The organism is Roseivirga sp., assembly GCF_034669765.1.
GTDB lineage: Bacteria > Bacteroidota > Bacteroidia > Cytophagales > Cyclobacteriaceae > Roseivirga.
The window spans coordinates 134,931-158,647 of record NZ_JAXMOQ010000008.1 but is presented as its reverse complement, the minus strand read 5'-3'; the positions used below and the strand labels follow the sequence as shown (position 1 = coordinate 158,647).

24 protein-coding genes and 1 tRNA gene are annotated in these 23,717 nt (G+C 39.1%); 8 read left to right on the top strand and 17 right to left on the bottom strand.

The window, feature by feature from the left end:
• The first annotated feature begins 15 nt into the window (after positions 1-15).
• Positions 16-1,857 carry a nucleoside-diphosphate sugar epimerase/dehydratase gene (locus VOI17_RS15940; RefSeq protein ID WP_323758221.1) on the top strand — a complete coding sequence of 614 codons (1,842 nt, stop codon included), beginning with the start codon at positions 16-18 and terminating at the stop codon, positions 1,855-1,857.
• A gap of 160 nt (positions 1,858-2,017) precedes the next feature.
• Here the strand turns inward: VOI17_RS15940 and VOI17_RS15935 are convergent, their stop codons facing one another.
• From VOI17_RS15935 to sucC, 3 genes are all read right to left on the bottom strand, one after another.
• Positions 2,018-2,923: a DUF6089 family protein gene (locus VOI17_RS15935; protein ID WP_323758220.1), complete on the bottom strand. Its 906-nt coding sequence runs from the start codon at positions 2,921-2,923 to the stop codon at positions 2,018-2,020.
• Between the two features lie 172 nt (positions 2,924-3,095).
• Positions 3,096-3,169, bottom strand: a tRNA-Arg gene (locus VOI17_RS15930).
• Positions 3,170-3,178: 9 nt separating this feature from the next.
• A complete protein-coding gene (gene sucC, locus VOI17_RS15925) occupies positions 3,179-4,390 on the bottom strand; it encodes an ADP-forming succinate--CoA ligase subunit beta (protein ID WP_323758219.1) in 1,212 nt (403 codons plus the stop codon).
• A 130-nt stretch (positions 4,391-4,520) separates the two neighbouring features.
• Here sucC and VOI17_RS15920 point away from each other — a divergent pair, with 130 nt between their 5' ends.
• Entirely contained in the window at positions 4,521-5,177 is a 657-nt protein-coding gene (locus VOI17_RS15920; protein ID WP_323758241.1) for an ABC transporter ATP-binding protein, read from the top strand.
• A gap of 4 nt (positions 5,178-5,181) precedes the next feature.
• Here VOI17_RS15920 and VOI17_RS15915 read toward each other — a convergent pair whose 3' ends face one another.
• Together VOI17_RS15915 and VOI17_RS15910 are read right to left on the bottom strand one after the other, a co-directional pair.
• Positions 5,182-6,036: a hypothetical protein gene (locus VOI17_RS15915; RefSeq protein WP_323758218.1), complete on the bottom strand. Its 855-nt coding sequence runs from the start codon at positions 6,034-6,036 to the stop codon at positions 5,182-5,184.
• A gap of 60 nt (positions 6,037-6,096) precedes the next feature.
• A complete protein-coding gene (locus tag VOI17_RS15910; protein ID WP_323758217.1) occupies positions 6,097-6,555 on the bottom strand; it encodes a peroxiredoxin in 459 nt (152 codons plus the stop codon).
• Between the two features lie 51 nt (positions 6,556-6,606).
• Here VOI17_RS15910 and VOI17_RS15905 point away from each other — a divergent pair, with 51 nt between their 5' ends.
• Both VOI17_RS15905 and VOI17_RS15900 read left to right on the top strand, forming a co-directional pair.
• Positions 6,607-7,455: a DMT family transporter gene (locus VOI17_RS15905; protein ID WP_323758240.1), complete on the top strand. Its 849-nt coding sequence runs from the start codon at positions 6,607-6,609 to the stop codon at positions 7,453-7,455.
• Positions 7,452-8,261 carry a PhzF family phenazine biosynthesis protein gene (locus VOI17_RS15900; protein WP_323758216.1) on the top strand — a complete coding sequence of 270 codons (810 nt, stop codon included), beginning with the start codon at positions 7,452-7,454 and terminating at the stop codon, positions 8,259-8,261. The genes VOI17_RS15905 and VOI17_RS15900 overlap by 4 nt, the downstream gene beginning before the upstream one ends.
• On the opposite strand, the gene VOI17_RS15895 is transcribed toward VOI17_RS15900, so the two are convergent.
• On the bottom strand, positions 8,248-9,165 hold the full coding sequence (locus tag VOI17_RS15895) for a chromosome segregation protein SMC (protein ID WP_323758215.1): 918 nt from the start codon (positions 9,163-9,165) through the stop codon (positions 8,248-8,250). The two genes, VOI17_RS15900 and VOI17_RS15895, sit on opposite strands and share 14 nt — an antisense overlap.
• Before the next feature lie 104 nt (positions 9,166-9,269).
• Here VOI17_RS15895 and VOI17_RS15890 point away from each other — a divergent pair, with 104 nt between their 5' ends.
• Entirely contained in the window at positions 9,270-9,857 is a 588-nt protein-coding gene (locus VOI17_RS15890; protein WP_323758214.1) for a methyltransferase domain-containing protein, read from the top strand.
• Here the strand turns inward: VOI17_RS15890 and VOI17_RS15885 are convergent.
• Positions 9,854-10,627: a class I SAM-dependent methyltransferase gene (locus tag VOI17_RS15885; protein WP_323758213.1), complete on the bottom strand. Its 774-nt coding sequence runs from the start codon at positions 10,625-10,627 to the stop codon at positions 9,854-9,856. The two genes, VOI17_RS15890 and VOI17_RS15885, sit on opposite strands and share 4 nt — an antisense overlap.
• Positions 10,628-10,632: 5 nt before the next feature.
• Positions 10,633-11,019 carry a Co2+/Mg2+ efflux protein ApaG gene (gene apaG, locus VOI17_RS15880; RefSeq protein ID WP_062303179.1) on the bottom strand — a complete coding sequence of 129 codons (387 nt, stop codon included), beginning with the start codon at positions 11,017-11,019 and terminating at the stop codon, positions 10,633-10,635.
• 75 nt (positions 11,020-11,094) lie between these two features.
• On the opposite strand from apaG, the gene ung reads away from it, so the two are divergent.
• Complete coding sequence (gene ung, locus VOI17_RS15875; RefSeq protein ID WP_323758212.1) at positions 11,095-11,757, top strand: uracil-DNA glycosylase; 663 nt, start codon at positions 11,095-11,097, stop codon at positions 11,755-11,757.
• Positions 11,758-11,804: 47 nt separating this feature from the next.
• On the opposite strand, the gene VOI17_RS15870 is transcribed toward ung, so the two are convergent.
• From VOI17_RS15870 to VOI17_RS15835, 8 genes are all read right to left on the bottom strand, one after another.
• The gene (locus VOI17_RS15870) at positions 11,805-12,941 is read right to left on the bottom strand and encodes a 6-bladed beta-propeller (RefSeq protein WP_323758211.1); all 1,137 of its coding nucleotides are present in this window, start codon (positions 12,939-12,941) and stop codon (positions 11,805-11,807) included.
• A 222-nt stretch (positions 12,942-13,163) separates the two neighbouring features.
• Complete coding sequence (dapB, locus tag VOI17_RS15865) at positions 13,164-13,880, bottom strand: 4-hydroxy-tetrahydrodipicolinate reductase (protein WP_323758210.1); 717 nt, start codon at positions 13,878-13,880, stop codon at positions 13,164-13,166.
• The gene (locus VOI17_RS15860; RefSeq protein ID WP_323758209.1) at positions 13,877-14,455 is read right to left on the bottom strand and encodes a DUF5683 domain-containing protein; all 579 of its coding nucleotides are present in this window, start codon (positions 14,453-14,455) and stop codon (positions 13,877-13,879) included. The genes dapB and VOI17_RS15860 overlap by 4 nt, the downstream gene beginning before the upstream one ends.
• Positions 14,455-15,360, bottom strand: coding sequence for a ParB/RepB/Spo0J family partition protein (locus VOI17_RS15855; RefSeq protein ID WP_323758208.1), 906 nt, complete (start codon positions 15,358-15,360; stop codon positions 14,455-14,457). Before VOI17_RS15855 ends, VOI17_RS15860 begins: the two co-directional genes overlap by 1 nt.
• A gap of 80 nt (positions 15,361-15,440) precedes the next feature.
• Positions 15,441-16,205, bottom strand: coding sequence for an AAA family ATPase (locus tag VOI17_RS15850; RefSeq protein ID WP_323758207.1), 765 nt, complete (start codon positions 16,203-16,205; stop codon positions 15,441-15,443).
• An 8-nt stretch (positions 16,206-16,213) separates the two neighbouring features.
• The gene (locus VOI17_RS15845; protein WP_323758206.1) at positions 16,214-16,894 is read right to left on the bottom strand and encodes a metal-dependent hydrolase; all 681 of its coding nucleotides are present in this window, start codon (positions 16,892-16,894) and stop codon (positions 16,214-16,216) included.
• A gap of 206 nt (positions 16,895-17,100) precedes the next feature.
• Positions 17,101-18,930, bottom strand: a complete 1,830-nt coding sequence (gene yidC, locus VOI17_RS15840) for a membrane protein insertase YidC (RefSeq protein WP_323758205.1) — start codon at positions 18,928-18,930, stop codon at positions 17,101-17,103.
• A 19-nt stretch (positions 18,931-18,949) separates the two neighbouring features.
• Entirely contained in the window at positions 18,950-20,563 is a 1,614-nt protein-coding gene (locus tag VOI17_RS15835) for a CTP synthase (RefSeq protein ID WP_323758204.1), read from the bottom strand.
• A 277-nt stretch (positions 20,564-20,840) separates the two neighbouring features.
• Here VOI17_RS15835 and VOI17_RS15830 point away from each other — a divergent pair, with 277 nt between their 5' ends.
• Positions 20,841-22,259, top strand: a complete 1,419-nt coding sequence (locus VOI17_RS15830; protein WP_323758203.1) for a CCA tRNA nucleotidyltransferase — start codon at positions 20,841-20,843, stop codon at positions 22,257-22,259.
• Positions 22,260-22,280: 21 nt separating this feature from the next.
• A complete protein-coding gene (locus tag VOI17_RS15825; RefSeq protein WP_323758202.1) occupies positions 22,281-22,970 on the top strand; it encodes a hypothetical protein in 690 nt (229 codons plus the stop codon).
• A gap of 59 nt (positions 22,971-23,029) precedes the next feature.
• Here the strand turns inward: VOI17_RS15825 and VOI17_RS15820 are convergent, their stop codons facing one another.
• A complete protein-coding gene (locus VOI17_RS15820) occupies positions 23,030-23,530 on the bottom strand; it encodes a metallophosphoesterase family protein (RefSeq protein WP_323758201.1) in 501 nt (166 codons plus the stop codon).
• Positions 23,531-23,717 lie beyond the last annotated feature (187 nt).

Sequence of the window (23,717 nt, the reverse complement as noted above, 5' to 3'; positions counted from 1 at the left end):
CTAATCGACTTAGTCGTGTATTTATTATCTGCATTGGTTGGTTATTTACTTCGTTTAAATTTTAACCTTGACTCCCTTTATGAATATAATTTCCTACGGGGAATAGTTATTTTCACGCTTGCGGGGCTTATTAGTTCTCTGGCGACAAGGAGCTTTGCAGGGATCATTCGCTATACTGGTATTCAAGATACGTTAAGGGTTCTCTATGCCAGTTTGATTACGCTGGTTATCGCATTGGGAATTAATACAATCTCTGAAAATGCAATTCCGTATTCCATTGCGGCCATTGCTTTTTTTGTATCTGTGGTTGTATTGACTAGCTATCGTTTGGTGGTGAAAGAGCTTTTTGCGTTCTATAGAACTCTCCCTCAAGTAAGTAAGAAAGTGGTAATTTTTGGCGCTGGGCAATCGGGTATAGCGACCAAAGAACTCTTGGATAATGATACTTCAACGAATGTTAAGGTAGTTGGCTTCTTAGAAGATAATCCTAGAAAAATAGGAAATGTACTTGGTGGTGTTCGTATTTATTCTGCTCGAAATGACTTTCAGCAAGTGATGATTAAAAACAATCCTAGTGAATTAATCATTGCAACTACTAGTATGTCATTAGATAGAAAAAATGAACTTGTAGACCAATGTCTAGAATTTGGGATTAAGGTTACCACCGTACCTAATATTGACAAGTGGACTGGAGGAGAGTTTGGTGTCGATCAAATTCATGAGGTTAGAATTGAAGACCTTCTAGGTCGAAATCCAATTAGCCTTAAAAATAAGTTCGTAAATCAAGAACTGTCTGGTAAAAGTATACTAGTTACTGGTGCAGCAGGCTCTATAGGTTCAGAATTAGCTAGACAAATTATTAGGTACAATCCATCTAAACTGATTTTATTGGATCAGTCTGAATCTGGACTTTTTGAGATTGAAAATGAAATACGTGGTTTAAAATCACTCGGGGAAACACTCGTCTGTTATGTGGCGGATATAACAAATTCGAAAAGATTAAGGAGGATGTTCAGTCAATATAGGCCTGATTTCGTCTTTCATGCTGCGGCCTACAAGCATGTGCCTATGATGGAGATTAATGTTCCTGAAGCTGTTGAGTGTAACCTCATGGGGACAAGGAATTTGGCTGATTTGTCTGTAGAGTATGATGTTAAGAAATTTGTAATGATTTCGACTGATAAAGCGGTTAACCCAACAAGTGTTATGGGGGCAACCAAGCGGGCAGCCGAAATTTATGTGCAGTCACTCAATAGCTTATTATCTGAGATTGAGGCAGATAGGCCAACTCTTTTTATTACAACGAGATTTGGAAATGTATTAGGATCAAATGGTTCTGTTATTCCGATTTTCCAAAAGCAAATTCAGCGAGGGGGGCCTATTACAGTAACCCATCCAGAAATAACTCGGTTTTTTATGACAATAACGGAGGCTTGTAGCCTCGTATTGGAAGCAGGTGTAATGGGGAATGGGGGTGAGATTTTTGTTTTTGATATGGGTAAGTCTATTAAAATAGTGGAGTTGGCCAAAAGAATGATTCAGCTTTCTGGGCTGAAAGAGGGTAAGGAAATTGATATTGTCTTCACTGGTTTAAGGCCTGGTGAAAAGTTATATGAGGAGCTTTTGAATGATATGGAAAATACGATGAGCACTCACCACCCTAAGATAATGATTGTTAAAGTTAAGCCATTAAATTTCACAAAGGTTAAATCGCACTATTCTGATTTGGAAGATTTGATTTATTCAACCTCGAGTATGGGCGATGACATGGATATGAAAATGGTGAAGGTACTAAAGACGTTGATTCACGAATATAGGAGCAAGGAGTCTAAGTTCTCTATGCTAGACAGGGGATAATAGGCTTGGGCATATAGTAAAACCTCAGGTAATACAACCGAGACACGAGGTCTATTTAATCTCATATTAACAATTCAGTATACAAGGGGGGAGTAGATAAAAATGGTCGAGTCATATTATATGACCCGACCATTTTTATTTAATAGATTTTACGTTCTAGCTACCTGAACTTTGGTTGTTTCCTAGATGGAGAAAAAAGCTCTTGTATGAAGTTATTACCTAAGTACATTTCTAGTCTGATTTGAAATATGTAGTACGAGTCGTTTTTTAAAGGATTGCCTCTGTCATCACCAGGTTTACTCGCTTCAAAACCACCCTCAACACTTCTATCGGTTAAAGCTTTTGCTAAGGCTGATTTTTCGGTGTTTTCACCAAAAAGAACATCAAACTGACTTTTATCAACGTGGTCAGTACTAACATCATCTAAATAATCAGTAAATGTACGTCTATAACCAGCTTCTAATAAAATATCTACGGATTCAGTTGCTTTAACCCTTACTCCAAAACCAATAGGTATAACCATAACTCTTCCTGGATAAGGTGTTAATTCAGTTTGCAAGGGCCTTAATGGAACCCAATCTCCTTCATAGAATGTCTTTGGATTATTCGTGCTTAGCCCAATACCAGCAAAGATATATGGGTTGAGAATAGGTCTTGTGGTATAGGAGTTATTTATAGGAACTAAATTGAAAAGAAACATGGCAGATAACTCAAGGTTATTTGACCTGAAAGAAAGGTTTCTCTTTCTTCGAGAATCAACTCTACCTGCTATTTCTCGTGTTCTAAGACTTTGATTTGATGAATCTGCACCACTGATTTGATACCAATTAAAATCTAACCTAAAGCTTAACTGTGAGCCGAGTTTTTTACGAAGTCCTATGCCAGCATTAGGCGTAGCCGTTAAACCATCATAGATAACATCGTGTAAGTCACCATTATAGTTAGATAGGCCCAAGCCAAAAGAAAGCATAGTAGTTCTGTCACGCCTACTGGAGTAAAAGCCTTGAGCATTGACAGTGTCAACTATACTAAAAATAAATAGAAAAATAAATATTACTTTTTTCATTCCGAATACACAGATGTGTAAAGATACAAGCTTAAAACCGTTTATATATATGTGAAAAACATTTATATATATGTGACGGTCATCTTAATCGTACTTCGGTGAGGCGGGGCAAAGGTATATATATTACTCTGAAATAGAAAATCCTTCGGTAAAATACCGAAGGATTTTTAAGCGCACCCGGAAGGAGTCGAACCCTCAACCCCCAGAGCCGAAATCTGGTACTCTATCCAGTTGAGCTACGGGTGCCGGATTATTCTATCCTAAAACTTCTTGAACTTTCGCTGCAGCGTCTTTCAAAAGAATAGCAGAATGGACAGCTAAACCACTTTCATCAATGATGTTAGCCCCTTCTTCAGCATTAGTGCCTTGCAAACGAACGATGATTGGAATACTGATATTTCCGATTTTCTTGTATGCCTCTACAACACCGTTAGCCACTCTGTCGCATCGAACAATACCACCAAAAATATTAATCAATATCGCTTTTACATTAGGGTCTTGAAGGATTATTCTGAAACCTGCTTCAACCGTTTCTGCATTTGCTGATCCTCCTACATCTAAAAAGTTTGCAGGTTCTCCGCCTGAAAGCTTAATGATATCCATGGTTGCCATTGCTAAACCAGCACCGTTTACCATACAGCCAACGTTGCCATCTAGTTTAACATAGCTCAAACCAAATTTACCAGCTTCTACTTCTGCCGGATCTTCTTCTGTAATATCTCTTAATGCCAATAGGTCTGGGTGACGCATTAGAGCATTGTCATCCAAGTTTACTTTTGCATCTACGGCAAGGATTTTATTGTCCGAAGTTTTTAAAACTGGATTGATTTCGAACATGGAAGAGTCTGAGCTCTCATATGCTTTGTATAAAGAGAAAATGAATTTAACCATTTCCTTAAATGCATTACCTTCTAAGCCTAGTTTGAAAGCCACCTTTCTAGCTTGGAAACCTTGAAGTCCAACTTTTGGGTCGATCCATTCTTTAATGATTTTCTCTGGACTATTTTCAGCAACTTCTTCAATGTCCATTCCACCTTCGGTAGAAGCCATGATAACATTGCAGCCTTTTGCTCTATCTAATAAAATTCCCATGTAGTATTCCTTCGGCTCTGAGTCCCCAGGGTAATACACGTCTTGAGCGATAAGTACTTTATTTACTTTCTTTCCAGCAGGACCAGTTTGATGAGTAACAAGAGTGCCTCCTAAGATGGCATCTGCTATGGTAGGTACTGTATCTAAACTTTTGGCCAAAACTACTCCGCGAGATCCCGTTTCGTTTACTGTACCTTTTCCACGACCACCAGCATGGATTTGAGCTTTTATAACATACCAAGATGTTCCTGTTTCAGCATTCAGTTTTTTTGCCGCTTCTAAAGCCTCATCAGCTGTTGACGCAACAATGCCTTCCTGAATTTTTACTCCATGTTTTTTTAGTAGTTCTTTTGCTTGATATTCGTGGATATTCATGTGTCAAAATTTTTGCACGAAACTACACCTTTGACCTTAATATAACAAGGAAAATAGAAGGCGTTCTTTTCAGTTGTACATGATCATTCACATGATTTTACTATGTTTGGTTCGATAAGTAGCTATGGAGATTTTAAAGGCAGAAAGTGTAAGGAAGTCATATGGTGATCTGGAAGTGCTCAAAGGCATTCACCTGACTGTTCAAAAAGGAGAGGTGCTGTCGATTGTGGGGGAGTCTGGAGCGGGGAAGAGTACATTGCTTCATATTTTAGGGACACTGGATTTGGCAGATACTGGCAGTGTAATGATCAACGGTAGATCGGTTGAAGAAATGAATCCTAAGCAATTGGCCCATTTTAGAAATAAAGAGATTGGTTTCATTTTCCAGTTTCATAACCTTTTACCAGAATTTACCGCATTAGAAAATGTTTGTCTACCGGCACTAATTTCTAATTCAAATGAGAAGGAGGTATTTAAAAAGGGTGAAAAACTTTTGAACAAACTAGGTCTTTTGTCCAGAATGGATCATAAACCTTCTGAACTTTCTGGTGGAGAACAGCAAAGGGTTGCGGTAGCCAGATCACTTATAAATGATCCGAGCCTTGTTTTTGCTGACGAACCAAGTGGTAACCTGGATTCTAAAACAGCGGAAGATTTACATCGCTTGTTTTTTGACCTGCGAGATGAACTCAATCAAACTTTTGTGATTGTAACGCACAACCAATCACTGGCTGCTATGACTGATCGTAAAATTGAAATCAGAGATGGAGTGATCGTTAGTGAATAGATACTTATCTAGTCTTCTTAGCAACTTTACAACGAATAGAAGATTTCCCGTATAAGGACTTTGGTAAATAATATCCAAACCTGAATCCAAATCTAAGGTAGGCATCATTAGTCCCTTGCCCGCGAGCATCGCCAGCTGCTGCTGGAGTTAAACCAAGTTCTATACGTCTATCGGATAGTTGTGCTGCCACCGGGTCTGCAAACGAAGAGGGATCTCTGTAATTCGCACTAACGTCATCTAAATACTTGGTCAATGCTGCGGTATATTGCATTTCAACTTGAAGGTCAATATTTCTATTGATGAATATATTTACACCCATCCCTACTGGAACTATAAGGGCTAAGGTACCATACTCAATACCTTCTAGTCGCATTGGGCGCAATTCGTAGTCTGTTCCGGCCAAGGTAGCTTTAGGTTTGTTTGTGGTAATTCCTAAACCCAAATGAAAATAGGGGTTAGCAAAAGCCCTGTCTTTATAGCCTGAATATGGATGGCGGAAAACATAATATAAAGCTTGGGCTGTAAATTCAATATTAGTGGCTTTAAACGATAAGTTTCGTTGCACTCTTGCTTTTTCTACAGAAAGAGAGTCGGTACCTTTAATAGAATAAACGGATAAGCCCCCTCTTAAAGCAATGTTGTCAGTGAAAAGATGTTCGTACGTCAACGTGGTGCTCAATCCTAGTTGCACTTTAGTGTCTGTTGAGAAAGCGCTTAACTCTCCGAAATAGGTATTAACACCAAAACCAAAAGTGGCTTTTGAAATTCTATCAAAATCGCCAGTAGTGGTGTATTGTTGACCCATAATGCTCTTCGAAACAATAACAAAAAGCAATAACAAAAAGCGTGATTTAGTCATTCGTTGAAAATTTGTTTGAGGCTTACAGCCATAAAGATATAATTCAAACGCAAAAAAAAGCTATGTATTGGTGGATTTCATCTTTTTGAGCATTACTTCAATGTGTTTTTTTGCCCCAAACATGTCTTGATACTCAGCCACTACATTATGTTTAGGGTCTAAAAGGTAGGTGATTCTCTTCGGAACCTTGATCAATGGAATGAGTGCGTCATAAGATTTACAGACCTTTCCTGTGGGGTCCGAAAGTAGTTCAAAAGGAAGATTATGCTCCTTTTTGAACTTCTGGTGGCTGGAAATGCTGTCCTTACTTATTCCTATAACTGTTACGTCCAAGTCTCTAAAGTCAGAAAATGCATCACGAAATGTGCAGGCTTCTTCTGTACAACCAGGAGTGAAATCTTTTGGGTAGAAATAAATGATGCAAGGTTTGCCTTTGAGGTCCTTATTTAAATCGAAAGGTTTACCTGATGTACTTTTTAATTTTATTTCTGGTGCTTTTGAACCAATTTTTAATGCCATGCTTTATGTTTGTTAATTAATTTTTATGATGGGAATATCGCAACTTCGAGCATGGTTTCAAAAGGGGTAAAATACATGCTCTTGTCAACATTCATTTTCGCTGTAATGAATGTGCTGATTAAATACGTGCCTAATATACCTGCCATTGAAATCATTTTGTTTCGCTCAATTGTTTCATTTTTAATGTCGGGCATCGCGTTAAAAGCCCAAAGGGTTCCAGTATTTGGGAACAATAAGAAAATACTCTTGTTCAGAGGTATTGCAGGTGCACTCGCGCTCATGATGTTTTTCACCACTTTACAAGAAATCCCTTTGGCAAGTGCGGTTACCTTAATGTTTCTGGGGCCAATTTTTACTGCAATTCTCGGAATGTGGATTGTAAAGGAAAAAGTGGCTTGGGTACAATGGCTTTTCTTTGGTCTTTCTTTCGGAGGAATTCTTATAATTAATGGCTTCGATCCAAGGATTTCAACCGGAATGACTTTACTTGGGGTGGGAGCAGCTTTCTTTTCAGGTATTGCCTATAATATGATTCGGAAGTTAAAAACCTCAGAACACCCTTTGGTGATCATATTTTACTTTCCCTTGGTTACGCTGCCCATTGTTGGGATATACTCCGCATTTCATTGGGTTTGGCCTGTAGGAATTGAATGGGGGGTACTTTTGGCCATTGGGGTTTTGACACAGATAGCCCAGTATTTTATGACCAAATCTTATCAGTCAGAAGAACTGTCTAAAGTGGCAAACCTTAACTTTATCGGAATTATTTACGCATTGGGTTTTGGCTATGTGTTGTTCGAAGAGACTTTTAACCTTCTGACCTATTTGGGGATGACTTTGGTGATGGTAGGTGTAGTTTTGAATGTAGTTTACAAGCAAAGAAAACGGAAAGCTGTATGAAAATATATCAGGTAGATTCTTTCACAAAAGAAATATTTAAAGGTAATCCTGCTGCTGTTGCCATAATGGATCAACCACTTACGGGTGAAATGATGCAGAAGATAGCCGTGGAAATGAATTTATCTGAGACGGCTTTTGTCAAAATTAATGAAGATTATTGCGATTTACGTTGGTTTACTCCAGCTACCGAAGTTCCGCTTTGCGGTCATGCAACTTTGGCTTCAGCCTTTGCGCTATGGCAAGGTGGGCACTGGCCAAAAAACAAAAGAATCGAGTTCAAAACCTTAAGCGGTTCGTTGTTTACTTCTTTAGATTCAAGTGGTTTGATCACGATGGATTTTCCCGCAAACTATGCCACTATTGCAGAAGGTTTTGATAAAACTGAATTAGAAAGCGCTTTTGGCTTTCCCATTAAGGAAGTACTCAATTACCCCGCAGAATTGATATTGATTTTTGAATCTGAAGGAGCAGTGCTTTCTGCCAATCCAGATGATGCTATTGTTGCAAAGCAAGCCAAGAACGGAGTCATTATTTCCGCTTTATCGAAAGGTACTAAGTACGATTTCGTTAGCCGATATTTTGGGCCTAATTTGGGAATTAAGGAAGATCCTGTCACTGGCTTTATGCACACCATTCTAACGCCTTATTGGGCGAATAAAACTGGGAAAACCAGCTTTAAGGCTTTTCAAGCTTCGGCCAGAACGGGCGAAATGCAAACAGAGTTGAAAGGGAAACGCGTAATTTTAAAAGGAAACGCAGTAATGGTTTTCGAAACTGAGTTTAAACTATCTTCTACCTTACAGTAAAAGTAGTTCTACCTATTTCGTAAGTGTCTGAAAGAATTACGATTTTGTATTCGCCTTCATCAAACTCAGAGCCTTTGTCATAAACGAAGGTCATTTCTTGCTTAGAGTTATCGAAAAGAATTTCCTGACGCGCAGTAAATGTTTGCTCACGTCCATCTACGGTAAATGAACCGGACCCTCTAGCGATATCAAAAACAACATTACCGGCAGGGTCTACCAACTGGATCATGATTTTGTGACCAGCCACGGGGGCTACAGGGTTGTCTGCTAGATTGAACGTTACTTTAATCTTCTCAGCCTGACGGCCCCTAAAATCACCTTCACGCTCTTTTCCTCTAGCGTTGATGTTGAAGAATTTTACGTTTTCGGCTTTTAGTTTTGCGGCCAATGAAATTTGCTGCTTTAGCTCTTGCTGTGTTTCTGTGGCTTTACGAATCGTACTGTTTAATTCGTTCTTTTCGGTTTTCAAGTCAATGTTCTCTTCCACCAATTTGGTGTTGATCACTTTCAAAGCTGCGATCTCATCATCTTTGGCCAAAAGCAATTCCTCATAACCGCCTACTTTTCTATCCAATCGTTGAATGATGGCTTTGTTGGCTACTCTAGTTCTTTGCAATTGATCACGTTGCGCTGTAATGGAATCCTTTAAGGTCACCAGCGAGTCTATATTTCCACCCAACTTGGCTATTTCTGAAATGCGGTTGCTTAGTTGACCACTGATACTGTCCAACTTAGTGGTAAGTGTAATTTTGGTGGCATCAAATTCAGCTTGAAGCGCATTGTTACTTTCATTATCTGTATAGATCTTGAATCCAGCACCTGCTACAATAATAATTAGTGCCACAATCAATACGATCCTTATTTTATCTGGGCTGCCGCCTTTCTTCTTTGCTACTTCACTCATTCTGCTGAACCTCTGGTAATAAATTTTAAACGCCTTTTCGATTAAATATTGGGCGAATTACTTAAATCTTTTTTAAATATGCCAACCCATTGAAAACGACTAGCATGATTGAATCTTTAAACGAGAATTATTGGACACAAAGGTATGAGAATAATCAGATTGGTTGGGATATAGGCCATGTTTCTACACCTATAAAAAATTATATCGATCAGCTCAGCGATAAGGAAATTAAGATTCTGATTCCTGGGGCGGGAAATGCCTATGAAGCTGAATACTTATGGAATCAAGGTTTTAAAAATGTTTGGGTGATTGACCTTTCTAAAGCTCCTTTGGACAATCTTCAATCTAGAATTCCTGATTTTCCTTCCTCACAATTGATTCACGGAAACTTCTTCAACCATGAAGCACAGTATGATTTAATTATTGAACAGACTTTCTTTTGTGCACTCAACCCCACGATGCGGCTGGATTACGTTACAAAAATGCATAAGGTTTTATTGGATGAAGGTAAGCTGGTAGGCCTAATGTTTAAGGTACCGCTGAATACAACACACCCGCCTTTTGGTGGTAAAGAAGGAGAATACAGGTCTATTTTCTCTCCTCATTTCAAGATCGAAATCATGGAAGAGGCTTATAACTCCATTCCTCCCAGAAGTGGTAATGAACTTTTTGTGAAGATGATAAAGGCTTAGAATTCCAAGACGTAATTTTCGTGCATTAAATCAGGCTGGAGAAAGAGGATTCCTGCTTCGAATAGGTCGATGGAAAGGGAAACTTTAGGATGCTTTTTAAGCACTTCCCATGCATCGTTCATTTCTTTAGACCAATGAATATCGTCTAAAATAATCATGCCCGATGTTGTCATTTTAGGCAAGAGCAGCTCGAAGTATCGAAGGGTTGGGTCGTACCTGTGGTTGGCATCAATATAGGCCAAATCAATTTGAGGAGCGTTTTCAATCCACTGAGGGAGAGTGTTATCAATATTTCCTTCAATCAATTGATAATTAGTGCAGTTCAGTTCGCCTAAATTTTGCTTCGCCAAATTGGCAATGGACGTACTTCCCTCAAAAGTAAAAAGCTGAGCACCCTCTTTTGCAGAAGCCATATAGGCTGAATTTAAACCTAACGAAGTACCCAATTCTACAATGGTTTTATAATCGAAATGGGTGATGATTCGATTGAGCAATCTTGAAAAGCGAGCAGGAGTAGAGGCATGCTTGGCAATCTGGCTTACTTTGCGCGTATTGGAATTATTGACCCGAGAACCCGCGCCCAAATCTTCTATTAAAATTGTTTCTTCGTTTTGAAGTAGGCTTTTTCTTAGAGCTTCGATTTCTTCAAAGCCTATTTTACTGTCTTTTTTAACAACTTCGGTATAGAAAGGGTAGAGGAATGGCGAGTGCAACGAATGTTCGTTCATGGCCAAAAGCCAGTACTTTATATAAGCCAGAATTTGGTACAAGGGGATTAATTAAGGAGGTAGGGAACGATCATGGTGAACTCAGGAATGATGACTTCAAACTGCTTTCCGTCCATCACCCTTTCCATCAAATAGATGCCACGCATTTTGCCAATACCGCTTCTCAGGTTGCAACCAGACACATATTGATGCTTTTCGCCCGGTTCTAAAACAGGTTGTTGCCCAACAACGCCTTCACCTTCTACCTCACGCATTTCGTTGTTGGTATCGAAAATTTGCCAATGTCTGCGGTGTAGCTTAATTGTGTTTTCGCCATCATTTTCAATCGTAATGCGGTAGGTAAACACAAAGTGATTTTGTGCCGGACTGGAGTATTCCGGTTGATAGTGGGTTTCCACACTTACTTTTACACCTTCTGTTATTGCTGTTACAATCATTTATGGCTTTCGCTTCAGAGTTTTAAAGATATAGATTACTTTTAAAATTACTAATGAGAAAACGAAAATTCGATGAATGTTAAGATTGAGGAGAGCTGGAGGGAAGTTTTAAAAGAGGAGTTTGAGAAGGAGTATTTCAAAGGTCTGACGGATTTTGTGAAGGAGGAATATAAAACCCAAACCATTTTTCCAGCAGGAAATAACATTTTCAGGGCTTTCGATCAATGCGCTTTTGACGATGTGAAAGTGGTGATTCTGGGGCAAGACCCATACCACGGCCCTGGACAAGCCAATGGGCTTTGCTTCTCAGTAAAAGAAGGAATGCCATTTCCACCTTCTTTGGTCAATATTTTCAAGGAAATTAAAGAGGACCTCGGTAAAGATATTCCACCAAACGGTTCGCTCGATCGTTGGGCACAACAGGGAGTTTTATTACTCAACGCAACTTTGACAGTTCGAGCGCATCAGGCAGGTTCGCACCAAAATAAAGGCTGGGAAGAGTTTACGAACGCTGTTATTCATCAACTGGCTTCCCGAAAACAGGGAATAGTCTATTTACTTTGGGGCAGCTATGCCCAGAAGAAAGCCTCTTTTGTTGACGATAAATCAAACTTAATTTTGAAAGCGCCACACCCGTCTCCATTGTCTTCTTATCGAGGTTTCTTTGGCTGCAAGCACTTTAGCAAGGCCAATGTTTATTTGGAGGAAAAGGGTGGCAATGGAATTGAATGGTGATGATTTAACCCTTGGAGGGTTCAAACCCCTCCAAGGGTTGGTTGGCTTTATTTAAACTTAATTTTCAGCAACACAGGGTTTTCTGATTGAAAGATTTCTTCCAAGTCAAAACCTCCTGCTACTGTCCATTGGTCATTATCAAGGTTATCCATAAACTCTTCGAAATCGTAGGCTTGAATGGAACTCACAAGCCGATCATCTTCCCAAGTAAGAAACGTTATGTTATAGTCTTCTTTGTCTTTCTTCCGTAAATCGAAGCGAAAGAAATCGCCTGTTTCTCTATCGATGTATCCTTTTTTCTGATGAACAACCTTGTTTTCGTAAAAAAGGTAGGTCAAAAAAATGCGCCACTCACCAATATATGGGTATACCATATATACTTTTGCTTCAGCAGACATGGCGTTCATGGCAGTGACTGGTGATTTCATGTGCTTTGGATTTGACCAAAGCCATTCATTTCCGAAATCGAATTTAAACCTTGGGTATGCTTTGCTATTTATAATTTGAAGAACAGAATCTCTTAACGGTTTCACATAGAAAATTGACTCTCCAAGCGAGCTGAATACCTTGCGCTGATTGAAAGGTAATGGATGGGGTTTGGCAACAGGCGCACTTTTTCCTGTAAGACTCAAAAGGTTATCGGTAAATATGAGTTCATTACCATTTGGAGGTGTTCCTATTTGGTGAAACACGTAGCCTTTTTGATAAGGAATCATTGCCCAACCACTAATTGATTTGTCATATTTAGCTTCAATGGACTCAACGTATTCACCAGCTTCAGTATAACGTTGAATTCTTCTTGACCATCCGCTAAATAGCGCTATCTGGCCATCCTTAAACCATGCATCGCTAATATTTCTGTACTCTTCGGGTCCTAGCCCATTCTTGCTAATTTCATTGATATAGTTTCCTTGCTCATTGAAAAGGATAAGCCTAGCTGGTTTATTAATAGGCATGTAAGGAATGACAAAGCCCGAAGGCGTTTTGAAATAATGTTCAATCTCACCTAATAGTGTCTTTTCAGTTTCTTCTAATCTGATGATTTCAATATGTTCAATGGCTTCGAAGAAATTAACCATTGGAGCGTCAATGTCAATTTTAAAGTGCTCAAACTTTGGAGGGGTTTGGGCGGTTAGGTTTAGGGTGAAAAGAAGAAACACAAAAGAAGAGATGAGTTTAATCATATTTAAATATACATTTTTGAAAAATGATTTCTCGCATTCATTGATGAAATCCATAAATCTTTACGCCATGGAAAGGTTGGGTGTATTGAATGTAAGTTAGTTTACCTTCTAGGGTAAATAATTCAATAGGGGCGTTAGAAAACCTTTGTCAGCAATTAAGGGGCTTTGATACAATTAAGAGGAGAGGATTCTCGAACCTCTAAGGGCTCGTTCCATAATGACTTAAAACTGCAAGAAGTCCTCAATGGTTTTTACGCCTTTTTGGTTGGGAAGCCATTCAGCTACAAGCAGGGCGCCCATGGCAAAACCTTCTCTGGAATGCGCGGTATGGGTAATTTCTATGGAATCAATTCTTGAGTCGTATTGGATGGAATGAGTGCCAGGAGCAGGGTCGACACGTTCAGAAATAATGGATAATTCTTCTGGTTTGTCGGTGGCTTGGTTCACCCATTTGGTTTTACTCGGTAAGTTTTCCATAACGCCTTCGGCCAAAGTAATGGCTGTTCCGCTCGGGGCATCCAATTTATGGGTATGGTGAATCTCCTTCATGCTCACTTCATAGTCAGCTTGGCCGCTCATGAGTTTGGCCAAAAACTTATTCAACTTGAAGAAAATATTTACCCCAATGCTGAAATTTGAAGCCACCAAATAAGTACCTCCATTGTCGTTGCAATATTGATCAACTTCAGCTTTGTGACTTGCCCAGCCTGTAGTGCCCACCACCACCGGTATTTTATGATCGACACACCATTTGATGTTATCAGGAGCGGCAGAAGGTTGGCTGAAATCTATGGCCACATCAACAGCATCGGAAGATAGGGTATCTAAATCAGCTCTGTTGTCTACATTAATTTTAGCAACAATACTGTGATTTCTATCTAAGGCCAGCTTTTCTATCATCTGACCCATTTTTCCGTAACCTAATAAAAGAATTTTCATCTCGATCTGATTGGAATAGTTAGCCCTACACCAAGGTAGGGAGTGCCGTTATTGATGACACCAAGTTTTGGTTTGAAACTGGCAAGGTTATCATTTACGTTAAAGCCTTTGAGGTGGGCATCAATTGAAGCTTCAATAATGTTTAAGCCATAAATTGCCAACGTGGTTAGGAATACTAAATCTCGATTTTTGCGCCAATAATCAGCATTTCTTCGGTATACTCTCAATTCGTTCGCATTAACTGTTTGCCCATTTTCTTGTTGTTCAAGTAGGTCTTCGACCAGTACTGTGAATTCTTTTCTCTTTTTATTATTAAAATCCACAAAGTAAATGGCTGTGCCCATGCTCACATAAATGATGGGGGCTTTCCACCAGCTGTCATTATAAATTTGGCCTAAGCCTGGAAAAATAGCAGATAGGGTAGAAGCTTTTTTAGGGTCATATTCCTTTCTAAGTTCAATATTTGGTACAGTGTCTCCTTCTACCAAATTTTTGTCCATGATTTCGGTAGGGTCTTGGGCCATTGCTCCAAAGCCAAGAGCAAAGAATGAAACAAGGAATATGATTTTTTGCATTACAAGTTTATGATCTCCAAAATGCGGTTCAGATCTTCAGTAGAAACAAATGGTATTTTTATTTCACCTCTGTACTGTCCGTCTGCTTTTAGGTTTACCCTTGTACCGAAATGCGAAGAAAGCTTCTGCTGAATTTGCTGAACCTCATAGGTTCTGTGCTTACTATCTCCAGTTTTTTCTGACTTGGGTTTTTCCTCTTTCGGGGTTATCAAATCACGTACCAACTGTTCCACCTTTCTTACAGAAAGTTCTTCTTCCACAGTTTGCTTGTAGATATGCAATTGCTTGTCTACATCTTCAATATTGATCAAAGCACGGGCATGGCCCATGGAAATCTTATTGTCACGCAAACCCGCTTGAATATCTGGCGGAAGTTTAAGCAACCTTAAGTAGTTGTTTACAGTGGTTCTGTTTTTACCAACGCGTTCACCTAATTCTTCCTGCTTAATTTTGCATTCAGAAAGAAGTCTTTGGTAACTCAAAGCAATTTCGATGGCGTTCAGGTTTTCTCTCTGAATGTTCTCGATAATGGCCATTTCCAGCATTTGCTGGTCATTGGCAGTTCTTACATAGGCAGGAATGCTCTTGAGCCCAGCAATTTTTGACGCTTGAAATCTTCGTTCTCCAGAAATCAACTGAAACTCACCTTCACTCAGTTGCCTCACCGTGATGGGCTGAATAATCCCTTGTAGTTTTATTGAATCGGCAAGCTCTTCTAATGCTACCCGATCGAAATGGGTTCTGGGTTGATAAGGATTTACCTCGATTTGATCAAGGTTAATTTCGTTCATCGTTCCTACAGATGAAGGTTCTAGATTTTTGTTGCTTTCAGAATTTGAATCTTCCAAAAGCGCACCTAATCCTCTGCCCAATACGCTTTTCTTTTTGGGTGCTTTTGCTGCCATAATGATATTATATTAAATGAATGAGTCAGTCTCACGGGCTTCCTTTTACAGGAGTCCATAGACTGAATTCATTGATGAATCTAATTTATACGATCTCCTATCTCTTTTGCAAGGTTGAGGTAAGCCAAAGCTCCTTTACTTTCAGCATCGTGAACAATTACAGGAAGTCCAAAACTAGGTGACTCACTCAGTTTTACATTTCGAGGAATAATGGTTTCGAAAACCATGTCTTTAAAATGCGTATGTACTTCTTCAACCACCTGATTGGAAAGCCTTAAACGTACATCGTACATCGTTAGAAGAATACCCTCTATTGCGAGTGTAGCATTTAAACGCTTTTGGATGATGGTAATTGTATTCAAAAGTTTACCTAAACCTTCCAAAGCAAAGTACTCACACTGTACAGGAATAATGACGGAGTCTGAAGCCGTTAATGCATTGATCGTAATTAAACCAAGCGAAGGTGCACAGTCAATCAGTATGAAATCATAATCATCTTTGATTTCGCTCAACACTTGTTTCATTTTCTCCTCTCTATTGGAAAGGCTTACCATTTCTATTTCCGCTCCAACCAGGTTAATATGAGAAGGTAATAGGTCTAGAAAATTAACATCGGTAGGCATAATACAATCACGAATGCCTTCTTTACCCACCATGCATTCGTAAATACTTTTAGTTACCTCTCTTGGGTTGTGCCCTAAACCTGATGTTGTGTTTGCTTGAGGATCTGCATCTACCACTAATGTTTTGTATTCCAACACTGCTAAACTTGCAGCAAGGTTCATGGCTGTCGTAGTTTTACCTACTCCTCCTTTTTGGTTTGCTATGGAAATTATCTTACCCATTCTTAAATCTAAAAAGTGATTTGTTGTCCAATTTCTGGTAATATAAGCTTTAGGCCAGCGGCTTTAGCTTTTTCTATCGACCCCTCATGATCAATAACGATATAAGGGAAGGTGTCGAAATGTACCCCAATTAAGGTATTACATTTCACCATTTTAGCGGCTTTTATAGCATCGGTAACGCCCATCGTGAAATTATCACCTACAGGCATGATAGAGAAATCTAAGTCGAACTCTTCGCCAATAAGTTCCATGTCTTTTGTAAGGGCGGTGTCACCAGCGTAATAGAAGCTGCCTTCTTCATTTGTAATGACAATACCTGCTGGGTTACCTCCATTGCTACCATCGGGCATTGAGCTTGAATGAACAGCATTTACCATTTTCAGTCTCCCGAAATCGAAATCCCAAGCCCCACCATGGTTCATTGGATGCCCGTTTTCTACTCCTTTTGCTTCAAACCAATTCACTACTTCAAAATTAGAAATAAGTATTGCATTAGAATTGAAGTAAATTGCTTCTACATCTGCAATATGATCACCATGTCCGTGGCTCAAGATAATATAATCAGGATTTAACTTGTTGATATTGATATCTTTAGCCAGTTCATTCGGTGTAATGAAAGGATCGAACAGCAACTTCTTCCCCATTGTTTCTACCATGAAAGAAGAGTGTCCGTAAAAAGTGAATTTCATGTGTTGTAGTCTCTGATTTGGTTCGTCAATAGCCTACAAAGATAGAAGAATCATTGAAAGAATTAAGAGAACTACATCAATAGAAAATGATCAATGTGTGAAGCCTCAATAACTGATTGTAGCTGATAGAATTAGCTATTCTATAGGGTTGAAACAAAAAAAGGAAGACCGATGAAGTCTTCCTTTTTTATGAATTTTGTTGAGCCCTATTTTTTAGGTTTCTGCTGTTTTTTGGCTTCTTGTCCAGCTTTCATAGCATCTTCCAGTCTCTGTTGGAATTTAGATTTGCCCTTGTTAGCGTTCTTTTTCTTGTTCTCGTGTAGTGTTGCTCTAATCTTGTCTTCGTCCACAAAACGTCTGATAATGGCCTGCTGACCAAAAGTGATGATATTGGAAACGAAGTAATAGAAGCTTAGTCCAGAAGAGTACGAGTTCAACACAAACATGAAAATGATTGGCATAAAATAACCAATGCTTTTCATTGGGCCTTGTACCGTACTTACTTGGTTGTTCGACCAAGTGTAGAGTATGGTAGAGACTGTCATGAGCAAGGTAAAACCACTTACGTGAGAACCATAAAAAGGAATGGTAAATGGTAAGTTGAAAAGTACATCGTAAGTCGAAAGGTCAGTTGCCCATAAGAATGACTCTCCTCTTAACTCAATTGAGTTAGGAAAGAAGAAGAACATGGCAAACAAAATCGGCATTTGCAGCACCATTGGAATACAGCCACTGATTGGATTTACACCCATTTCACGATAGAGCTTCATTTGCTCTTGCTGCATTTTCTGCTGATCGCCTCCTGTTTTTTCTTTCAGCTCGTCCAACTCAGGTTTCAAGGCCTTCATTTTGGCCATGGACAGGTAGGACTTTCTCGTAAGTGGGAATAGTGCAAGCTTAATGATCAAAACAATGATCATGATGATGACTCCGTAACTAGAGATGTACTTCTCTAAGAATTGAAATAAAGGAATGATGATAAGTTTATTAACCCAACTCACCATTTTATAACCTAGGTATATATTCTCTTTATAGCCAGGAGTTACCTTTTTGAGGATTCTGTAATTGTTCGGGCCGAAGTAATACTGGTTTTTACTACCACTGTAAAGGTCGGCCACAGGAATCGCCAAACGCATTTCGCCAGCTTTTACAATACTAGTATCCTGAACAGGAACTTCCGTGCTTACCAATGCGCCAGTGAAACCCTTTTCTGAAATAATACCAGCGTTAAAAAATTTCTGATCAAAGCTTAACCATTTTAATGGTTCCGTTAATTGCTCTTGTTGTATGTCGTTGCTTGATGCTTTTAAGTCATCAAGGTCTTCGGCAAGTGAATACCATTTGATGGTGGACTTGATACGAGAATCTGACAAGTTTTTCTCGTAACGCTTCATTTGGTGTGCCCAAACAAAATTCATTTGATCACCAATGATTGAACTGTTTAATCCATTGATTTTAATCTCATAGCCCACTACATAAGAATCGCCAGCGATTGAATAAATTTGTTCAATCGAATTTCCAGCGCCCAAGTCCATGGTGTACTTAAACTGAAGCGAATCACCTTTTACAAGGCTAGTACCAGTTTGGCTTGCTTTAAAGTATAGGTCGGCTATGTTAATATTTCCTTTAACGGTTTGTAGCGTCAAGGATTGACTTGTTGAGACTTCGTCAATAAGCATCAATGGCCTTCCGTCCCAGGTTTTAAAGTCTTTTAACTCAACCGATTTTATAATACCACCCTTAGAACTGAAAGTAAACTTTGCTACTTCGTTTTCTATGGTTAAGTCCGTTGTTTCACCCTGGGCACCAGCCGCAAAAACTCCATACTTATCAGTATAGTCAGTTGCGATGGCCTCTGGTAAAGCGGTGTTCGTCTCTTCTTGGCTCGCCTCTTCCTGTGGGGTAGTTACCGCTGCTTGTTCGGTAGTGGTTGGTGTTGCTAAATCTTCCTCGGTAACTGGCGGCTTGAAAACGATTGCATAGGTTATTAATAACGCTGCAATCAGGCCTAGACCGATCATCTGATTTCTATCCATCTTCTCTTTATTCTTATGCTTAGTTTTTCTTATTCTGTATTATGGCATCAATGAAGCTCACAAAAAGTGGGTGAGGATTCATTACAGTACTTTTTAATTCTGGATGGAACTGAGAACCAAGAAAGTAAGGATGGTTATCTAATTCAACAATTTCTACTAAACCCGATTTTGGATTGATTCCTGTCGCCTTTAGTCCAGCCGCTTCCATCTGCTCTAGATACTTATTATTGAACTCGTATCTGTGTCTATGTCTCTCATGAATGGTAGACGTTTTATAAGCTTGATAGGCTTTAGACGACTTCTTTAATTTACATTCATAAGAACCCAAACGCATTGTTCCCCCATAATCTGTAATCTTTTTCTGATCTTCCATCAAATCAATTACTGGATGTTTGGTGTTCTTGTCCATTTCAGATGAAGCTGCATCTTCGAAACCTAAAACGTTTCTTGCAAACTCCACTACAGCGCACTGCATTCCCAAACAAATGCCAAAGAAAGGGATATTATTCTCCCTTACATAACGAATAGCTTCAATTTTGCCTTCAATGCCTCTTTCACCAAAACCTGGAGCAACTAACACCCCATGTAAATCACTCAATGTACGTTTAACGGACTTTTCGGTGATCGTCTCCGAAGAAATCCAGTGAATGTTCACTTTGCACTCTAAGTGGGCACCTGCGTGGATAAACGATTCCGCTATTGATTTATAAGCATCGGGCAATTCAACATATTTACCGACTAAGCCAATATTTACTTCGTTAGTAGGGTTTTTGAGTTTGCTTAAGAATGACCTCCATTCATCAATGTGTGGTGGCTCTTTGTGTGCAAGTTTAAGTTTCGTTAAAACACGCTCGTCAAGCTTCTCTTTACGCATCATCAACGGCACATCATATATCGTTTCAGCATCCAATGCTTCGATAACTGAGTTCAGCTGCACATTACAGAATTGAGATATTTTCTTTCTGATTTCGGCAGGCAATGGTTTTTCTGAACGACAAACCAATATGTCTGGCTGAATACCCGCTTCTAATAATTGTTTTACTGAATGCTGAGTAGGCTTTGTTTTTAATTCTTTGGCAGCGGCTAAGTAAGGAATTAGTGTGAGGTGAATAACCAAAAAGTTGCCTTCACCCAAATCCCATTTCGCTTGTCTAACGGCTTCAATAAAAGGCAGTGATTCAATATCACCAACACAGCCACCTATTTCTGTAATTACAATATCGTAATCACCAGTTTCGCCAAGTCGGTAGAAATTTCTTTTGATTTCATCTGTAATATGAGGGATTACCTGAACCGTCTTCCCCAAGTAATCACCTTTTCGTTCTTTGGTAATTACATTGTGGTAAATCTTACCAGTAGTAATGTTATTCGCTTGTGAAGTACGAACATTCAAAAAACGTTCGTAATGGCCTAAATCCAAATCGGTTTCTGCACCATCGTCCGTTACAAAGCATTCGCCATGTTCGTAAGGATTGAGGGTTCCTGGGTCAATATTAATATAGGGATCGAATTTCTGGATGGTGACACGGTAGCCTCTTGCCATCAGGAGGTTACCGAGTGAAGAGGCAATAATTCCTTTTCCTAAAGAAGAGGTAACACCACCAGTAACAAATATGTATTTTGTAGAAGCCATAAGTAAGAGTAAATGGAATAACTTATGGGGTACAAAGGTAGTAGATTTACTTTGATATGAAGGTAACTTGACGAAAGATTGCCATACTCTTTTAAAACAATGAGGCTAAATTGATTAGACGCGTTTTTATTCTTTTGTAAAGTTGAAATGAAACTTGAAACTACGATTTAACTAATTTTATGAGCAGGGCAGCGTGAATTTATAAACCTTTAATCTACTTTTTGTCCCCTTTTGAATTACTGCTAACTTTGCGCACCTTTTAAAAAAAGGTTAAGGAATGAACCTCTCAAAACATTTACAAGATAATATATTCAAGCTCGTAGGCACTGTTGCCGACAAAATGGGTGTTGAAACCTATGTAGTAGGAGGGTATGTGCGCGATATCCTATTGGAGCGACCGTCAAAAGACATTGATTTTGTATGTGTGGGCTCAGGAGTAGAGCTGGCCCATGCGGTTCATGATGAGTTAGGAGGGAACCCACCTTTTACTGTTTTTAAGTCGTTCGGAACAGCCATGATCAAAAATGGCGATCTGGAATTGGAATTTGTGGGGGCTAGAAAAGAGTCTTATCAACGCGATTCTAGAAAGCCAATCGTAGAAGACGGTACTTTAGAAGATGACCAGAACAGACGCGATTTCACAATCAATGCCATGGCCATTTCACTCAACAAAGAAAGTTTTGGAGAGTTGGTGGACCCTTTTAATGGACAGGCTGATTTGGCTTCAAGAACAATTAGAACGCCATTAGCACCTGAAATCACTTTTTCTGATGATCCACTTAGGATGATGCGGGCGGTTAGGTTTGCTACACAGTTGAACTTTGATATTGAACCGGATACCTTCGAAGCCATAACCAAAATGGCAGAAAGAATCGAGATTGTTTCAATGGAAAGAGTTACTGATGAGTTGAACAAAATCATTTTGGCTAAAAAGCCTTCCTATGGTTTTAAGTTGCTTTTCTATGCGCAGCTCTTAGATAAGATCTTCCCTGAAATGGTTGCCCTTCAAGGGGTGCAAACTATTGAGGATAAGTCGCATAAAGATAATTTCTATCATACTTTGCAGGTGCTAGACAATATTAGTGAAAACACCGATGACCTCTGGTTACGCTGGGCTGCTATTCTCCATGATATAGCCAAGCCTGCTACCAAACGCTTTAATAAAAAAGTAGGCTGGACATTCCATGGCCATGAAGACAAAGGAGCCCGAATGGTGCCTAATATTTTCAGAAGGATGAAGTTGCCCCTTGGTGCCGAAATGAAAAAGGTACAGAAATTGGTAAGACTACACTTACGTCCTATTCCTTTGGTAAGAGATGAGATTACAGATGCCGCCATTAGACGACTTTTATTTGAAGCAGGAGCGGACACTGATGATTTAATGATGCTCTGTAGGGCAGATATTACTTCTAAAAACCAAAATAAAGTAAAGCGATTTCTTCAAAATTTCGATTCGGTTGAACAACGAATGCGCGAAGTAGAAGAAAAAGATAAAATTCGTAACTTCCAGCCCGTAATTACTGGAGAAGTAATTATGAACACATTTAAAGTTACTCCTGGCCGTTTGGTGGGAGAAATTAAGGAGGCGTTGAAAGAGGCGGTGTTGGAAGGCAAAATTCAAAATGAATATGATCAGGCTTACCACCTAATGCTAGAACTAGGTAGGGAAAGAGGTCTTGAAGTTGTTAAAAATTGAAATAATCTGAATTAGTATACAATGAGAAAAATGAAGTATTGGATGATCGCGGCCGTTATGATGGTTTCTGTAGCGTCATTCGGGCAAGATAGTACCTACCTATCGAACGAATATGCCAAAGCAATGGCAGTTTATAATCAAGCACAATTATATAATGATATAGAAGTCCAAAAGGCGGCATTATATGATATGTTGGTTTTAGACCCAGGTGATAGCTCAGTGATGAGAACGCTTTCTGAATATTATTATAATAATAGGAGATATACCTCAAGCGCTTTAGTAGCTATGGATTTTCTGAAGAAATATCCAGGGAATATGGTGGCCACTGAAATAGCAGCCCTAAGTTATGAGCAGCTAAGAATTTATGATAAAGCCATTGAGTATTACCAAGAAATGTGGCTCAAATTGGATGACAACAATATCCTTTATCAAATTGCCTACTTACAGTATTCGATTAAGCGGTATGAAGAAGCAAATACCAACATTGGAATACTTGATAGCAAGCTCAAAGATGATGCTAAAATAACCCTGACCAAACAAGATGGAAGTACACAGGAAGTTAAGTTTAAGGCAGCATTGAAAAACCTAAGCGGTTTGATTTCCTTAGACCAAGGAAATAAGGAAGATGCAAAAGCTCGTTTTAATGAAGCTTTGGCTTTTTCTCCTGATTTTGAAGCTGCAAAAATGGGTTTAGAAGAAGCGAATAAGTAAGAACTTTTTAGTTCTTTTATAAAACATTTAAAAGGCATTACCATTCAGGTGATGCCTTTTTACATTCCCCTTTTGCCAAGCTCTATTACTTCTAGGTTTTTTATTCTTCCGGCTTCTAGATCGAAGCGCAGCAAAGTTCTAACCTGATGGAAACCATGGTTTCCTGCTGCCCCAGGGTTCATATAAAGCATCTTTCCCAAACTGTCATCTGCCATGACTTTAAGAATATGAGAATGGCCGCAGATAAATAATTGAGGCTTTATCTCTTCAAGCCTTTTTCGAAGACCTGTTGCATACTTCGGAGGCCTCCCCCCAATATGAATCATGTAAATTTTTACACCCTCAATTTCTAGAATAAGTTCCTCTGGAAAGATGGATTGAATTGTTTTGTCATCTATATTTCCATAAACTCCCCTCGTGGGTTTGAACTGTTCTAGTTGTTCAATGACACTTACATCTCCCACATCACCTGCATGCCATATTTCATCACAGTCTTTAAAGTGATGAAAAACACGCTCATGAAGGAATCCATGGGTATCTGAAATCAGACCAATTTTCATATTGACAAAAGTGTATAATTTTTCCCGAAATGGGATGTTCTTTCCCGAAATGGAATAGTTGATAATAAGGAGTAAGACAAGTTATACCTCGTATAGTGCTGATTTTTAGAGTGAACGTGCTTTTGTGCAAAAACAAAATCTAAAAATCATTTCTGGATTCAGCTTTGAAAGGAGTACAGTGAAAACA

Coding starts and splice junctions, on each gene's coding strand:
- ung (WP_323758212.1), top strand. CDS start 11,095: ATGAATGTTAAGATTGAGGAGAGCTGGAGGGAAGTTTTAAAAGAGGAG.
- dapB (WP_323758210.1), bottom strand. CDS start 13,880: ATGAAAATTCTTTTATTAGGTTACGGAAAAATGGGTCAGATGATAGAA.
- VOI17_RS15850 (WP_323758207.1), bottom strand. CDS start 16,205: ATGGGTAAGATAATTTCCATAGCAAACCAAAAAGGAGGAGTAGGTAAA.
- VOI17_RS15820 (WP_323758201.1), bottom strand. CDS start 23,530: ATGAAAATTGGTCTGATTTCAGATACCCATGGATTCCTTCATGAGCGT.
- VOI17_RS15870 (WP_323758211.1), bottom strand. CDS start 12,941: ATGATTAAACTCATCTCTTCTTTTGTGTTTCTTCTTTTCACCCTAAAC.
- VOI17_RS15895 (WP_323758215.1), bottom strand. CDS start 9,165: ATGAGTGAAGTAGCAAAGAAGAAAGGCGGCAGCCCAGATAAAATAAGG.
- VOI17_RS15900 (WP_323758216.1), top strand. CDS start 7,452: ATGAAAATATATCAGGTAGATTCTTTCACAAAAGAAATATTTAAAGGT.
- VOI17_RS15855 (WP_323758208.1), bottom strand. CDS start 15,360: ATGGCAGCAAAAGCACCCAAAAAGAAAAGCGTATTGGGCAGAGGATTA.
- VOI17_RS15910 (WP_323758217.1), bottom strand. CDS start 6,555: ATGGCATTAAAAATTGGTTCAAAAGCACCAGAAATAAAATTAAAAAGT.
- VOI17_RS15845 (WP_323758206.1), bottom strand. CDS start 16,894: ATGAAATTCACTTTTTACGGACACTCTTCTTTCATGGTAGAAACAATG.
- VOI17_RS15860 (WP_323758209.1), bottom strand. CDS start 14,455: ATGCAAAAAATCATATTCCTTGTTTCATTCTTTGCTCTTGGCTTTGGA.
- VOI17_RS15935 (WP_323758220.1), bottom strand. CDS start 2,923: ATGAAAAAAGTAATATTTATTTTTCTATTTATTTTTAGTATAGTTGAC.
- sucC (WP_323758219.1), bottom strand. CDS start 4,390: ATGAATATCCACGAATATCAAGCAAAAGAACTACTAAAAAAACATGGA.
- VOI17_RS15890 (WP_323758214.1), top strand. CDS start 9,270: ATGATTGAATCTTTAAACGAGAATTATTGGACACAAAGGTATGAGAAT.
- VOI17_RS15915 (WP_323758218.1), bottom strand. CDS start 6,036: ATGACTAAATCACGCTTTTTGTTATTGCTTTTTGTTATTGTTTCGAAG.
- VOI17_RS15835 (WP_323758204.1), bottom strand. CDS start 20,563: ATGGCTTCTACAAAATACATATTTGTTACTGGTGGTGTTACCTCTTCT.
- VOI17_RS15830 (WP_323758203.1), top strand. CDS start 20,841: ATGAACCTCTCAAAACATTTACAAGATAATATATTCAAGCTCGTAGGC.
- yidC (WP_323758205.1), bottom strand. CDS start 18,930: ATGGATAGAAATCAGATGATCGGTCTAGGCCTGATTGCAGCGTTATTA.
- VOI17_RS15825 (WP_323758202.1), top strand. CDS start 22,281: ATGAGAAAAATGAAGTATTGGATGATCGCGGCCGTTATGATGGTTTCT.
- VOI17_RS15905 (WP_323758240.1), top strand. CDS start 6,607: ATGGTTTCAAAAGGGGTAAAATACATGCTCTTGTCAACATTCATTTTC.